This window comes from Pseudoalteromonas sp. SR44-8 (assembly GCF_014163635.1).
Taxonomy (GTDB): Bacteria; Pseudomonadota; Gammaproteobacteria; order Enterobacterales; family Alteromonadaceae; genus Pseudoalteromonas; species Pseudoalteromonas rhizosphaerae.
Window position 1 is genome coordinate 160,623 of the sequence record NZ_JACJDS010000001.1, and the last position, 14,070, is coordinate 174,692.

Annotated in this window: 11 protein-coding genes; 3 read left to right on the forward strand and 8 right to left on the reverse strand. The window is 40.4% G+C overall.

The genetic code is table 11. The features are described 5' to 3' along the window. Window positions 1-123: 123 nt before the first annotated feature. Window positions 124-543: an MAPEG family protein gene (locus H5183_RS00675; protein WP_145233119.1), complete on the reverse strand. Its 420-nt coding sequence runs from the start codon at window positions 541-543 to the stop codon at window positions 124-126. Between the two features lie 279 nt (window positions 544-822). On the opposite strand from H5183_RS00675, the gene H5183_RS00680 reads away from it, so the two are divergent. Continuing rightward, window positions 823-1,989: a DUF3103 family protein gene (locus H5183_RS00680; protein ID WP_145233118.1), complete on the forward strand. Its 1,167-nt coding sequence runs from the start codon at window positions 823-825 to the stop codon at window positions 1,987-1,989. A 130-nt stretch (window positions 1,990-2,119) separates the two neighbouring features. Here the strand turns inward: H5183_RS00680 and H5183_RS00685 are convergent, their stop codons facing one another. From H5183_RS00685 to H5183_RS00700, 4 genes are all read right to left on the reverse strand, one after another. Continuing rightward, on the reverse strand, window positions 2,120-3,241 hold the full coding sequence (locus H5183_RS00685; protein ID WP_182730634.1) for an ABC transporter permease: 1,122 nt from the start codon (window positions 3,239-3,241) through the stop codon (window positions 2,120-2,122). 2 nt (window positions 3,242-3,243) lie between these two features. Beyond that, a complete protein-coding gene (gene rbbA / locus H5183_RS00690; protein WP_182730635.1) occupies window positions 3,244-6,033 on the reverse strand; it encodes a ribosome-associated ATPase/putative transporter RbbA in 2,790 nt (929 codons plus the stop codon). Further along, window positions 6,033-7,037: an HlyD family secretion protein gene (locus H5183_RS00695; RefSeq protein WP_182730636.1), complete on the reverse strand. Its 1,005-nt coding sequence runs from the start codon at window positions 7,035-7,037 to the stop codon at window positions 6,033-6,035. The genes rbbA and H5183_RS00695 overlap by 1 nt, the downstream gene beginning before the upstream one ends. A gap of 355 nt (window positions 7,038-7,392) precedes the next feature. After that, window positions 7,393-8,406 (reverse strand): endonuclease/exonuclease/phosphatase family protein, encoded by a 1,014-nt coding sequence (locus H5183_RS00700; RefSeq protein ID WP_182730637.1) that lies wholly within the window; start codon window positions 8,404-8,406, stop codon window positions 7,393-7,395. A gap of 234 nt (window positions 8,407-8,640) precedes the next feature. On the opposite strand from H5183_RS00700, the gene H5183_RS00705 reads away from it, so the two are divergent. Both H5183_RS00705 and H5183_RS00710 read left to right on the forward strand, forming a co-directional pair. Beyond that, window positions 8,641-9,903 carry a valine--pyruvate transaminase gene (locus H5183_RS00705; RefSeq protein ID WP_182730638.1) on the forward strand — a complete coding sequence of 421 codons (1,263 nt, stop codon included), beginning with the start codon at window positions 8,641-8,643 and terminating at the stop codon, window positions 9,901-9,903. A gap of 406 nt (window positions 9,904-10,309) precedes the next feature. Then, the gene (locus tag H5183_RS00710) at window positions 10,310-11,509 is read left to right on the forward strand and encodes an Nramp family divalent metal transporter (protein WP_013464769.1); all 1,200 of its coding nucleotides are present in this window, start codon (window positions 10,310-10,312) and stop codon (window positions 11,507-11,509) included. A gap of 25 nt (window positions 11,510-11,534) precedes the next feature. Here the strand turns inward: H5183_RS00710 and H5183_RS00715 are convergent, their stop codons facing one another. The 3 genes from H5183_RS00715 to blaCARB all read right to left on the reverse strand — a co-directional run bounded on the left by H5183_RS00715 (window position 11,535) and on the right by blaCARB (window position 13,949). Continuing rightward, window positions 11,535-11,939: an MAPEG family protein gene (locus H5183_RS00715; protein WP_145233112.1), complete on the reverse strand. Its 405-nt coding sequence runs from the start codon at window positions 11,937-11,939 to the stop codon at window positions 11,535-11,537. A gap of 115 nt (window positions 11,940-12,054) precedes the next feature. Beyond that, a complete protein-coding gene (locus H5183_RS00720; protein WP_182730639.1) occupies window positions 12,055-12,918 on the reverse strand; it encodes a PhzF family phenazine biosynthesis protein in 864 nt (287 codons plus the stop codon). Between the two features lie 164 nt (window positions 12,919-13,082). After that, a complete protein-coding gene (gene blaCARB, locus H5183_RS00725; RefSeq protein WP_182730640.1) occupies window positions 13,083-13,949 on the reverse strand; it encodes a CARB/PSE/RTG family carbenicillin-hydrolyzing class A beta-lactamase in 867 nt (288 codons plus the stop codon). Between the last annotated feature and the right edge of the window lie 121 nt (window positions 13,950-14,070).

The following is a 14,070-nucleotide window of genomic DNA, read 5'->3' on the forward strand; positions in this document are numbered from 1 at the left end:
TGTTGTACTCGTGACTATTGGGTCGTTAATTTGCTTTTGGGTTACCCGCACAAAAAAACCTGTAGTAGATAACTAAATGTAAAAGCGAAAAGCAAATAACGCTTTTCGCTTTATCAGGTTTTATTAGTTGGCTAATCTTAGCCCTAGCATCACCAGCATAACTAGATTCGCAATTACGCCAATCAAAAAGAAGTAGCTACGCGGGCTGGGGTTTTTCTCTGTGGCAATTGCGTAATACAGTACCATATGAATTAAACGTGCAATGACGTAAACCCAAATACAGATTGCAAAAACCGAACTGTGGTAATTAATCACAAAGGCAAATAAAACCGTTCCTATAAATAACGCGCTGTTTTCTAATGTGTTATGAAAGGTGCGATGCGCTCTAAATATAAAACTCTCATGAGATAGGTCTTTATCAATTTTTCCTGGCACAGCTCCAGGCTGTTTGGCTTTACTAAACGTCGCCACTGCCCACTGTACTAACACCATAATTAAATATAAATAAAATGCTATAAACGCTGAATGTGCTATATCGGTCATTGCTTAATCCTTTGTGTTGTTATTAGAGTAGTAGTTATAGCAACTATCAAGCCACATATAAGCCACTGATATATATAGAAATTACTTTTTAGTAAAATGATTTTTTGTAATAGATTCATTCTTTATATAAAACTTACTCTATAACAGCGGCTTGGTATTTTTTGCAGCCTAAGCGCAACCACAAAAACAATACTAATTACTTACTTTATAAATTTTGTTTGATTATTTATTCTAAGTATTGTTTTATAGCGTTACTGATAACGGAACGGTAAAATAAATATGATGAATAAAATAACCAAATGCTTGGCAACCTTAGCTCTGTTGAACTGTGTATCAGCGCCCGCTTTTTCAGCTCAATATGAAATCGAAAAAGGTGAAAACTTGTCTAAGTTGGCGCAATACAAAGACGTAACCACCATTAAACGCAATTTTGCAAAACAAATAGCGCTTAATTACAGTGTATTAAACGCTGATCTTAAACAAACGCTAAGCCAATATAAACTGGTTTTGAATGCGGATCAGCTACCGTCTTTAGGCATGCACACACAACAAAATACTCGTTTAGCAAACAGCGCATTACAACAGCTTAAAGGTTTACCACAAAACACCGGTAGTTTGTTACAAGTGCGTTTGGCAAGTGACACAATGCTTAGCGCTTGGCAGCAAGGCGAACGCCCTTTATTTGCATTTGCACCTGCTGGTGACGATTCGCAATGGAGCGAGATTGAAGCGTTCGATCAGTTTGGTGACATTCACTATCTTAGTGTTGATCAAATGCCGACCCAACCTGTATTTATTGTCGAATTAGATCAACAAAAAGTACAAGATGCGGGTATTGCAGTAATGAGAGGAATTTTATCTGCTAACAAATTCAGTAAAACCACGGTTAGTCCACAAAACCAGTTAAGCAATGAACAACCCCTGCAAACCAGTGTATTGAAAAAAATACGCTTAGAAGATGACAAAGAACCTTGGATCTCAGGTGGTGCTGAAATTTATGCCATTGTAACGGGTATCGACCCGACCCGAGATGAACCAATATTAGATATCGTTGATTTACCTTATTTAGATCATGACAAAACCGATTACAGCCCTAATCAGGTTTTAATTCATTGGCAGCGTTATCGTTGGCAAGCGGTCGATTTACTCTTAATGGAACAAGATGACAACACCAACTATAAAACTCTAGCAATAAAATTATTAGAAATATCAGAGCAAGTAATGGCGAGCATTCCTGATTTACAAGCGCAAGGTTATGCCATTATCCCTAAGCTGACCAATGAACTACTAAAAGCAATGCCGGATGAATGGTTTACTAATAATGACGATTATGTTGATGTTTTTTACACGCTGTTTGAAAACAAAGACTATCAAGAATATAAAGGAGCAAGCAGTAATGCGACCATTACGCTGTCTCCTTTAGAAATTAACCCAAGACTAAACTAAGTCATCCCCATTCGCTTAATTATTATTGCGGATGGTATCTTCAGTAGCCACCCATTAGCGCTTTAACGTTAACGGGTGGCTTTATCTTAAACAGCCACTTTTTTGAAAACACGCGTTATATTTTAATACCCTAACCTTGCGCCACTGATTTACGAAAGCGCATTAATGCAACAGTAAAAAACACACTGCCAATAACAACTAACGCTAAAAAGTAAGGCCAAACTACATCCCACCCTGCCCCTCGGTATAAAATTGCTTGAGCAAATTTTACAAAATGCGTTGTTGGCGCCAATAACATAATATTTTGCACCACCTCAGGCATACTTTCTCGCGGCGTAACACCGCCAGAGAGCATTTGTAATGGTAATAAAATTAAGATCATCAATAACCCGAGCTGCGGCATAGTGCGCGCCTGCGTTCCCAACAATATACCCAGCGATGTGGTCGCAAATAAATGAATAGCAACGCCAAATAAAAATAAGCCCGCCGAGCCATGAATAGGCACTTGTAACAAACCTTCGATCACAATACATAATGAAAACGTAGTCAGTAATAAAATCACTAACCCATTGGCCCAAATTTTCGCCATCACTATTTCAAAGGGGCTTAATGGCATCACTAATAAATGCTCTAATGTGCCGTGTTCGCGTTCACGGATCACCGCGGCGCCAGTTAAAATAATCGAAATCATTGTGATCACGTTCATTAATTCCATCACGCTACCAAACCATACACTTGTCATGTTTGGATTAAACATAATGTGCGCCGATTGCTTTATTGGCAGTGAATAAACGGTTCGATAACCTTGCACAAACTCATTTACTTCGCCGTTAATAATGGTTTGAATATAGTTATCACCAATAAATGCTTGCGACATGCGCGTAGCATCTATATTTACTTGAATTGTAGGTTGCTTAGCTGCAAGTACATCACGCTCAAAATAAGGCGGGATATTAAGCACAAAAGTATAACGGCCATTATCCATAGCTGAGTCAACATCGCTTAATGAAATACTGTCTGGCGTTTTAAAGTAAGGCTCATAAAAGGCATTAATAATACGCTTAGATAATTGCGATTGGTCGTGATCAACAACTGCAATCGGCGCATTATTTAACTCTATCGACGTGGCTGAAGCCACCACATAGATCAACCCAGTAAAAGCAAAAAAAACAAATAGCAGTAAAACCTTATCACGCCATAAACTACGCAACTCTTTAATACCTAAATTAACAATGTTTCCGCGACGTTGCATGGCTATTTGTCCTGCTTTGGAAGTAAAAATACACTGGCCAGAGTCAGCACAGGTATAAAAGCGAATAAAGGCAGTAGCTGGGCTGATAAATCAGAAAAATTAAGTGCTTTATTAAAGACCCCTCGACACGCCTCTAAAAAGTAGGTGGTCGGAAACAGTTTGCCAATAATCGCGCCAAACCCTTCTAAGGAAGAAACAGGGTCAATTAGCCCACAAAAGTTAACGGCAATCATCAACACAACCACCGTAGTGGCTGCCAGTGCTGAAATTTGTGTTTTTGTAAAAGCCGAAATTAACAGCCCCACCCCCGTAGTCGCTGTAACGTATAATAATGCAGCCAAACTAAGCGCCCAAAAGCTGCCTTTTAGCGCCACACCAAACACGGTAATAGCAAGTGCGACTAAGCCAAAAAAGCTGATCATACTCACTAAAATGTAAGGCAGCTGTTTGCCAATAATAAATTCCAGCCGGTTAACCGGTGTTACATATAAGTTTATGATTGAACCCAACTCTTTTTCCCGCACTACGCCAAGCGCCATCAATATCGCAGGAATAAATACCAATAGCAGTGGAATAACCGCCGGCACCATGGCCTCAATGCTTTTAAAATCTTGGTTATAACGATAGCGAGATTCAATATTAGCTGGCACTAAGTTTGGTACTTGTGCATAAGTGCGCAAAGATAAGTTGGTTAAATAGCTGTAATACACGCCGCTCATATAACCATTAATCGTTTCTGCCCTAAACGGCATAGAACCATCAATCCACACTACAATTTCAGGTTTACGGCCGCGTTTAAATTGCTGACCAAAGTTAGGTGGAATTTCAACGGCCACGCTTAACTCACCACTGCGCATTCGTTTATTAAGTTCTTGCGGGCTTTTAATATCTGCTTTTTGAATAAAGTAACGTGAACCTGCCATATTTTGAATGTAGTTGCGGCTCTCGGGCGATTGGTCTTGATCTAGTACCGCAAAGCTTAAATCTTCAACATCAAATGTAATGCCGTAACCTAAAATAAACAGTAAAATTATCGAGCCCAGCAAAGCAAACGTTAGGCGAATAGGATCGCGCCATAACTCTAGCGTTTCGCGATGCGCATAACCAAATAACCGCAACAAACTAAATGCGGGGTTAGTGTTATTCTTACAAGTAGCGGGCGCTGTAGCCAAAGCTTTGGGTTTATCAGTTATCGATGCTTGTATCGCCGAGCTTGCTCCGGCTGCATTTACTGCTTCTTCTAAATATGCAATAAAGGCAGCTTCTAGTGTGTCGGTATTACGCGCTTGGCACAGTGCAGCTGGCGTATCGCTGGCAAGTATTTTACCTGCATGCATTAACGAAATTCTATCGCAACGTGCTGCTTCATCCATAAAGTGAGTCGAAATAAAAATAGTCACGCCTTGTTCGCGCGAAAGCTCAATGAGTAACTGCCAAAAGTCATCCCTTGCAACGGGGTCTACACCCGATGTGGGCTCATCAAGTATGAGCATTTCAGGGCTATGTACTACCGCAACAGCAAGCGATAAACGCTGGCGAATACCTAGGGGCAAATCGGTAGGAAAATCGTCACTGTATTTTTTAAGGTTAAACCGAGTAATTAAATCTTTAACGCGCGGCTCTATTTTCTCTGCGGGTAAGTGAAATAAACGAGCATGCAATACCAAGTTTTGCTTCACTGTAAGCTCGTTATAAAGCGAAAACGCTTGCGACATAAAACCAACGCGTTTGCGGCTTTCGATGTTATTGGCATCGACCTTTTCACCAAACAATTTTGCTTCGCCACTGGTTGTGGGTTGTAACCCGGTAAGCATTTTCATTGTGGTAGTTTTTCCACAGCCATTTGAGCCTAAAAAGCCAAAAATTTCACCTTGTTCAATACTTAAACTCACGTTGTTAACAGCGGTAAAATCACCAAATGTTTTACATAATCCATTTGCTTCTATAGCGAACTGGGTTGTTTTTATGTCTTGTTTACGAGGTGGCACAACTAACCGCTGATGATCATGACGTTTTTCTTCAGGAAGTAATGCTATAAACGCTTCATCAAGCGATTCTTTATTAGTTTGCATTTTTAAGTTTTGTGGGCTGCCCGTACCGATTACTTTTCCATCGTCCATAGCGACTAGCCAATCAAAATCATCGGCTTCTTCCATGTAGGCGGTCGCAACCAGTACGCTCATCTGTGTATTTTCAGCGCGAATACTGTTTATTAATTGCCAAAATTGACGACGCGATAGCGGATCAACTCCGGTTGTTGGCTCATCTAAAATTAATAATTGAGGGTCATGGATCAGTGCGCAGCACAAACCGAGTTTTTGTTTCATCCCACCAGAGAGCTTTTCTGCGGGGCGATCGGCAAATGCCTCTAAGCCTGTACTTTTTAAAAGGTTATTAATTCGTTGTTTTCGCTCGGCTTTATTTTGAGAAAATAGACGACCAAAAAAATCTATATTTTCAAACACAGAAAGTGTTGGATACACATTTTTGCCAAGCCCTTGAGGCATGTAAGCAATGCGTGGCGACACCGTATTACGAAAACCACTGCTGCGCATATTGCCGTTTAATACCTCAACCTCCCCCTCTTGAATCGCCCTTGCCCCCGCTATAAGTGCCAGCAAGCTTGATTTTCCTACGCCATCAGGGCCTATAAACCCGACCATTTTCCCGGCAGGTAATGAAATACTAATGTTGTCCAGCACGCGATTATTAGCATAACGATGGCTCACCTTAGTAAGCGTAACCACACTTTCACGTGGTGGCTGTTGAATGTTTTTATCGTCGTTATCCATTATTCAGGTACTCGTACCTGTAATGACGTAGGCCAATTTTTTTCAGGCGCTAACAACACATAAGCAAGCCCTGGCACCCCTGTTTTTACTTGTTTGATATGGTCTTTTAATAACTGCGAGTCGAGTTTTACCTTAACTCTAAACATCAGTTTATCGCGCTCGTTTCGGGTTTCTACCGATTTAGGGGTAAATTGCGCCTGTGCAGATACAAACGTCACTTTAGCCGGTAATGTATACTCGGCAACAGCATCAATAACAATACGCGCTTGTGAGCCTATTGTTACCTTGCCCGCTTGCGCGGTTGGTAAATATATACTCATATAAACATCGGTTAAATCCAATAACGATAAAACCTTACCACCACTGCCAAGCACTTCGCCAGGTTCAGCTAATCGATACAATATACGTCCATTGATTGGTGCTGTGAGCGTGCTGTCGGCTATGTTGCTTTGTAATCGCTCAATACGTGCCTGCGCTGCTTCTATTTCAGCATCCGACTGCACAACTTTTACGTTTGCCGCGGTTAAAGCAGCTTGCGCAATAGCAGAGGTGGTTCGTTGTTGATCTACCACTTCTTTTGAAATATGGCCTTTTTCCAATAATTTTGCAGAGCGGCGCAATTCAGTTTGTGCAAAATTAAGCTCACTTTTATGCTGCTCTACAATCGCTAATGCGTATTTACGAGACTCATTAGCAACACGAAGCCCCGCCTGAGCTTCACGTAACTGTGCATTTAAATCATCAGTATCAATAACCGCTAACGTTTGACCCGCTTTGACCATATCGCCTTCTTGCACCATAACGTCAACTAAGCGGCCCGGTAATTTTGTAGCAATATCGTACTCAGTCGCTTCAATTCGCCCATTTCCATAGGCAACACTGTCAGGGAGTTGTTCAGCAAATGATGTAGGTTGCAAGGTTTGCCAAGCATACCAGCCAGCCCCCCCCACAATGATCAATACAGCGAGCTTACTCAAAGATTTGAACGTTGATTTAATTGTCATGTGCTAAAACTCCATGTATGTATAAAGTAATGTAAGTGAGGGTAGTCAAGGTAAAAATTTTTAGGATACAGCACGCTATTTGTTATATAAAAGCAACCCTGCTTTGTAAGTACAACAAGGGTAGTTGTAATAAGCGATTTAAACGAACTTAAAAATCCAGCGTCACTAATCTACCACTCTCACCGTTAATAAAGATGATGTGGATCAATATAAATTAGAGTTAATGCACTAATTATTAGTGATTTTTTAAAACAGCAGGATAAAAGAAAGGGAAAACATCAAGGCACCTACTGAGCGCCTTAATATTAATTATGTCAGCGGCAGATCCGCTTACAATTTTTAGTAACAAAACCCGTCAAGACCTTAATGCTAAGCTAATCAATACCACGCCATGATCGGTGCTTAAATCATCACGCTCAAATTCAGGGTTAATTAAATGACGATCGTAAGTATGATAATGGATCACCTCAAAAAAGCTGTCGTCGTAACTTGAGTCAAACTCGCAAGATAGCAAAATGTAGTCAAGCACTGAGCTGCTCGCGCCAAAATAATGGGTAGGCTGACGCTTTAAATCCACTGTATTTTCATTATTTTGATTAGCCGAATTTAATTGCGACTTTGCAAATAACTGCCACGCGTCGTTAAGGCAATATTTTGCAAGGTAAGTTTTACTGTCAAACGTGGGGGCAAAACGCAGTGTATTTGTTAGTAAATGGCTTAAAACGCCATCAGCTAAGTTGTTATTAAAATCGCCCATTAAAACCATTGGGTTTTGTGTAGATTCACGGCGCGCAATGATGTCTATCATCAGTAATGTGGCCTCACTGCCGCGCTGAATAGTTGAGCCCCAACTCCCTGCTATATCGGCTTTTAATAACTCAATAATGTTTTTTTCGGGTGTGAGGTCTTTGTTTTGCTCATCGAGCTCTATCATTGAGCGCTTAGACTTAAAATGCACCACATAACAATCCGTGTTGCCGATATGCGGTAAAGTTATTGTAGCTCTAAGCACCTTTCGGCTAAATGTAAAATCCTCAGTTAAACCAAGGGTTTTAACAAGCTCATGGTCATGCTCAACAGTTGCCACTTCAGCAATAGGGTATTTTGCGGCTATTGCCACAACAGGACGTTTATAAATAAAGTCGTCGATTACCTGGGGCTCATCTACCACGGCAAAGTACACATAACCTTGCTCTTTAACTAATTCTTTAAGCGACTCAATACTAAATACTTCTTGAAAGCCAATCACATCAGGCTGATGCTCGGTTAAGTAATTAATAAGCCAACGCTGCTTTTTAGCCCACTGCTCTGCGGTGTATATGCGTTCAAATTCATAATAGGCATTAGGCGGCTCAAGGTAATTAAACAAATTAAAAGTGGCAATTTTAAGGGTCGTATTAGTAATAACCGAATCGTCTGCAGTGGTGTTTAAATGTGTTTTAGTGTGTGATTCAAGGTTGCTGATAAGGCTGCCCTACTTAAAATATGAAAAACGATTATAGCGGGTTATGGCTATATTAATCTAAGCGGTGAAAATTTTTCAATATCAAATTCATAGTGTTAATTTACACTAACTTATCATTTTTTAAGGCACACGGTCATTATGGATTACTCAAACTTCGGCACTAAATTTACTCAACCTAATGGTATTACACAGTTAATGGAAGATTTAGGCGATGCTAAAAACAGTAACAATCCAAATATTATTATGCTCGGTGGTGGTAATCCGGCCTTAGTGCCTGAGGTTAATGATATTTTTATCAATGAGTTACAAAAGCTTGTTGCTAATAATACACTTTCCAACGTATTTGGACTTTACGATGGCCCAACAGGTAATGATGCATTTCGTGCAGCTCTGGCCAAGCAACTAAAAAGTGAATACTCATGGGATTTAACCGCAAATAATATAGCGCTTGGTAATGGCAGCCAAGCCAATTTTTTTGTGTTATTTAATCTGTTAGCTGGCAGTATGCCTGATGACAGCCATAAAAAGGTTTTATTTCCGCTGGCACCTGAATATGTAGGCTATGCAGATCAGGGCTTAACTGACGATATGTTTGTAGCAATAAAGCCCGATATCGAAATTTTAAATACTGAAAGTGGCTCAAACCAATTTAAATATATCATTAATTTTAAAGCTGTTGAGCAAGTATTAGCAAGCGACAGCAGCATTAGCGCACTGTGTGTATCGCGCCCGACTAACCCAACAGGCAATGTCATTACTGATGAAGAAGTACAGCATCTCGATTTATTGGCTAAGCAATATAATATCCCACTGATCATTGATAACGCCTACGGCGACCCATTCCCTGGGTGTATTTATACCGACGCAAACTTAACCTGGAACTCAAACATTATTTTATGCATGTCACTTTCAAAGCTTGGCCTACCGGGTTTGCGAACCGGTATTGTAGTGGCTAACAATGACATAATTAAAGCCATTGGCCGTGTAAATGGCAGTATGGTTTTGTCGCCGAACAGTTTTGGCCCAAGTTTAGTAACGCGCCTTATTAATGAAGATGAACTCCTTCCGCTGTGTAAAAATTCAGTGCTGCCTTTTTATCGAGAAAAAGCACAAACAGCAATGAACTTGTTTGATGAAATATTTGCCCACCTCCCCGTTTACTTACACAAAGTAGAAGGCGCATTTTTTATGTGGCTGTGGTTTAAAGAGGCAAAAATAACCAGCGAACAACTTTACCAAAAGCTCAAAGAGCAGGATGTTTATATTATTCCCGGGCATAATTTTTTTATTGGTATTGATGATGCTTGGGCACACAAACACCAGTGTATTCGCATTAATTATGCAACCGATGCCAGCACTTTGCGAAAAGGCTTAGAGGCCATTAAAGCCGTGATGGCATGAATGGGGTGATATTATGTAGAGCATTCAAACCCTTTGCTTGAATAAAATGCGTGAAAAGTGTTTATAGTGCCTATAGTTATTGGCATAAACCTGTGAACAATATGCTTATTAAGTCATTCTCGAGGTCGTTAAATAAGCCCTAAACTGAGGTAAGCGGTTATTACTGTTATTTATTGTTTGTATTAATTTTGTGCAAACGCGCCACATCCCCTTTAAATTTATATATAAGTTGGTATGCTACGCGACCTTTTTTAACATATGATTATCATCAAAAAAGGGTTTGCCAAGGGGCGGCTATCGCTGCAAGGCACTTAATATAAGTGGCAGCAATAATACAGGCATCGCGTTATAAAACGTTAGATGTAACTTTAAATAGCAATATACAAAAGTACTATTAAGGTCAATTATGCGATTAGGACCAGGACTACTCGTCACCGCTGCCTTCATTGGACCAGGGACTATTACGACTGCCAGCGTGGCAGGTGCAAACTTTGGTTTTGCACTAATATGGACATTACTGTTTTCAGTTATTGCCACCATATTATTACAATCTATGGCGGCGCGCCTTGGCGTAGCCACCGGGCAAGATTTAGCGCAAGCGCTAAGAGCTCACATTGAAACGCCCCTATTTAAATCTCTCGCTATATTTTTAGTGATCAGCGCCATTGGAGTAGGCAGTGCCGCCTACGAGGCTGGCAACCTTAGCGGTGCCAGTATGGGATTAATTGAAATATTCCCTCATGTTAATGCCCAGCTTTGGACGCCACTCATTGCATTTTTAAGTGCGGTGTTACTTTACAGCGGTAAACACAAAGTCGTTGAAAACGCGCTTATTTTATTAGTGATTTTAATGAGCCTAGTGTTTATCTCTACACTTGTTATGGCTGCTCCCTCGCTGAGTGATGTGTTAGCAGGGTTTATTCCTAGTATGCCTGAGGGTTCAATTACCACGGTATTGGCATTAGTGGGCACCACCATAGTGCCGTATAACTTATTTTTACACTCAGGTGTTTTAGCTGCAAGGCACGACAGCAAAAGTGATAAGCAAAAAGTCATTAAGCAAACTAATGTAGACACTGGCGTATCTATCACCTTAGGTGGCGTGATCACGCTGGCTATTTTATCAACCGCGTCAGTGGCATTTTATGGCACAGATGCAGGGCAAATTAGCGCTGCCAACATGGCGGTACAACTTGAGCCATTACTTGGCGATGCCGCCCATTACTTTTTTGCTATTGGCTTATTTGCAGCTGGTTTAACCAGTGCAATTACAGCCCCTCTTGCCGGTGCGTATGCAGTATGTGGCATGTTAGGTTGGTCAAATAAAATGGATAACACCCGCTTTAAAAGTGTCGCCATTGTTATTTTATTATTTGGTGCAGCCGTGGCGTCTCTGGGTTTAGACCCTGTTGCCGTGATAATTTTTGCTCAAGCCGCAAATGGCTTATTACTGCCTATTGTCACCACTTACCTAGTGTGGCTGGTTAACCAAAAAACAGTAATGGGCAAATACACCAACTCAATGTTGGTAAACTTGCTTACTTTACCGGTGTTAGTGCTTATTTTTGGCTTAAGTGGTTACAAGCTGTTTAGTTTGATTTTTTGATACGTTTGCGAGTCTTTCCACCTTGTTAACTGCTCATTTTTTCAATGCTATACATCACCCACATTGCGAGTACTGCGATGAAGTTAATTGTAAAAACACTTCCTCGCAGCCTGATGTTTGAAGTGAATATTTGAACGCCACTGTGCAACACTCGCCCAGCGATAAAGACCCAAGCCAGCAAATAATAAGCTGAACTAATTGTTGAATCAGTAGAAATTAAAAGCACACAAACCAGATGAAAAAATACCGGCCACTCGAATTGGTTGCTCAAATTAGCGCTGAGTTTTGGCTGTATAGATTGAAATGGATTAGAGCCATCCGCTCTTTTACCAAGCCCCCATACACTTGGGGCTCTGGCAATAGTGAGCAAACCATATAGCACAACACACAAAATCACGTGTGCGAACATGGGCAAAAATATAGTATTCATTTCACACTGAGTCCTTTAAAGTAATCTAACCTTCGCTAAAACAAGCTTCTTCAACATAGAATAAAAACAGTCAATTGTACGCTATTGTCAATTACTAGGCTTAAGAGAGTAGCTGTTATACGGCAACTATTACTGAGCCTATACTATTGGCAAAACCACCCACCTTTACGCTGTTTATTATTGAATTGTTAGACTCAACTGATGCTGTAATTATTGAATGGCAATTCATAGCCCTACCTTGTTCAAAAACATATTCACTTCCTAACTCAGTAAGGTGCTCGGTAAGGTAACATGCTAAAGCCCCACAAGAGCTTCCTGTTGCTGACTCTTCAGAAATACCAAACAAAGGAGCAAAGTTACGGCAGCTGGCTGTATGTTTACTTTGCACTTCACAAAGCTCAAAAACATGAAAGCCAACAAGGTTATGCTGTTTGCAAAAATCAGCGATACGTTCATCGTTTGGCTCTATTGCATCTAAATAGCCATGAGGAACAGCAATAATGACATCGGCTAGTCCTGTTGAAATAGCTTCAATAGGTAAGTTTGTGCTTTCAAGTATATTACTTTCAATACCTATCACATGGGCAATTTCTTGATATGAAAAACCAGCTATTTTTTCAGGTAATTGCTGCTCCATGACAACCTTACCATTTGGTTCAATACTCACTGATAACATGCCAGCCTTGGTGCGCTGAACATAAGTGCCCGCAGTAAGCATACCTTCTTGGAACATAGTAGAAAAAGTAGCTAACGTAGCATGGCCACAAAAATCAACTTCTGCTGTTGTAGTAAAAAAAGACACCTCAAAATCAGCTTCATCATCACTAGCAACAAAAGCCGTTTCTGAATACCCGACAACTTGAGCAATTTTTAATTTTTCAGCATCTGTGAGCCTATCAGCATTAAAAACAACGCCAGCAGGGTTGCCACCTTTACCATTTACTGTAAACGCGCTTACCAAAGCAACTTCAATATCCACCTGTACCTACTCCCTCTATAACGAGCCTTAAAAGTGACTCGTTTTATTTATCTTTTAATTCATCAACCATAACCGAGTTGCTATTTTGATTCAATGGTTTAGCTGTTCTGGCAGGAGCATCAGACTTTACTCTTTATCCATGAAAGACCTCAACGTTAGCTTTATCAACGAGACTGCGATGTATAAACTTTAAAAATGGAGTTCCCTAGTTTAGCGATCACCTCATTGCGTTCTTTCATTGAGACCTCAGTTTGCGCTATGTAGATGCTAATTATGATCGGTGATTGATGTTCACTCCATACTACAGCTGTAATGCTTCGAGCACCAAAGCCACCAGCCCCGGAACGATCGGCTATGTTCCAACCTTCAGGCAACACTGAGCGCAACAAGTTACCAGTTACTTGGTTATTGACCATCCATGCTTTTAACTTTTCTTGGCTCATTGGAGAAAGTGTTGAGCCGAATAATAGCTCATTTAAAGTGTTTGCTATTGATTTAGGAGTCGTTGTATCCCTTAAGTCTCCTGGTATTCCTTCATTTAAATCGGGCTCAAAACGGTCTAAGCGAGTTTTTTCATCCCCTGTGTGCCTTACAAAATCAGTTATGCTTTCTGTGCCCCCTACTGCATTTATGATGATGTTTGCCGCGGTATTATCACTTGTTTTCATGGTTGCAGAGCACACATCATCGAGGGTTATTGCTTGTCCTACATACTTTTCTATAACCGGAGAATACGTCACAAGATCTGTCTTTTTAATTTTGACTGTACTATTAAGATTAATATCCCCTTGCTCAGAGTCATACAATAACTTTGCACAAGCAATTGTTTTAAAAGTACTTGTCAAAGGGAAGCGTTCATCACCTTTGTAATCCCAGTATTCTCCATTTTTAGTATCAAGAACCGTTACCCCTATCCGGCCCGAAAGCGTCACTTCGATTAACCTAGCTTCTTGCTCCACTTGTTGAAATTTTGGGCTATGTGAAAATGCCACAAATGGTATTAAAAGCAAAATAACCAATAAAGAATTCATCTATTTAATCCCATGATTCTGATTAACCAGCATTTTATATCAAAGCATCTGTGACAACAAAAAAGCTAAAGCTCGACCTACATGATAAATTTAACGGGGTCAGATCAAGCAGCTTAAAACT

Coding starts and splice junctions, on each gene's coding strand:
- H5183_RS00675 (WP_145233119.1), bottom strand. CDS start 543: ATGACCGATATAGCACATTCAGCGTTTATAGCATTTTATTTATATTTA.
- H5183_RS00680 (WP_145233118.1), top strand. CDS start 823: ATGATGAATAAAATAACCAAATGCTTGGCAACCTTAGCTCTGTTGAAC.
- H5183_RS00685 (WP_182730634.1), bottom strand. CDS start 3,241: ATGCAACGTCGCGGAAACATTGTTAATTTAGGTATTAAAGAGTTGCGT.
- rbbA (WP_182730635.1), bottom strand. CDS start 6,033: ATGGATAACGACGATAAAAACATTCAACAGCCACCACGTGAAAGTGTG.
- H5183_RS00695 (WP_182730636.1), bottom strand. CDS start 7,037: ATGACAATTAAATCAACGTTCAAATCTTTGAGTAAGCTCGCTGTATTG.
- H5183_RS00705 (WP_182730638.1), top strand. CDS start 8,641: ATGGATTACTCAAACTTCGGCACTAAATTTACTCAACCTAATGGTATT.
- H5183_RS00710 (WP_013464769.1), top strand. CDS start 10,310: ATGCGATTAGGACCAGGACTACTCGTCACCGCTGCCTTCATTGGACCA.
- H5183_RS00715 (WP_145233112.1), bottom strand. CDS start 11,939: ATGAATACTATATTTTTGCCCATGTTCGCACACGTGATTTTGTGTGTT.
- blaCARB (WP_182730640.1), bottom strand. CDS start 13,949: ATGAATTCTTTATTGGTTATTTTGCTTTTAATACCATTTGTGGCATTT.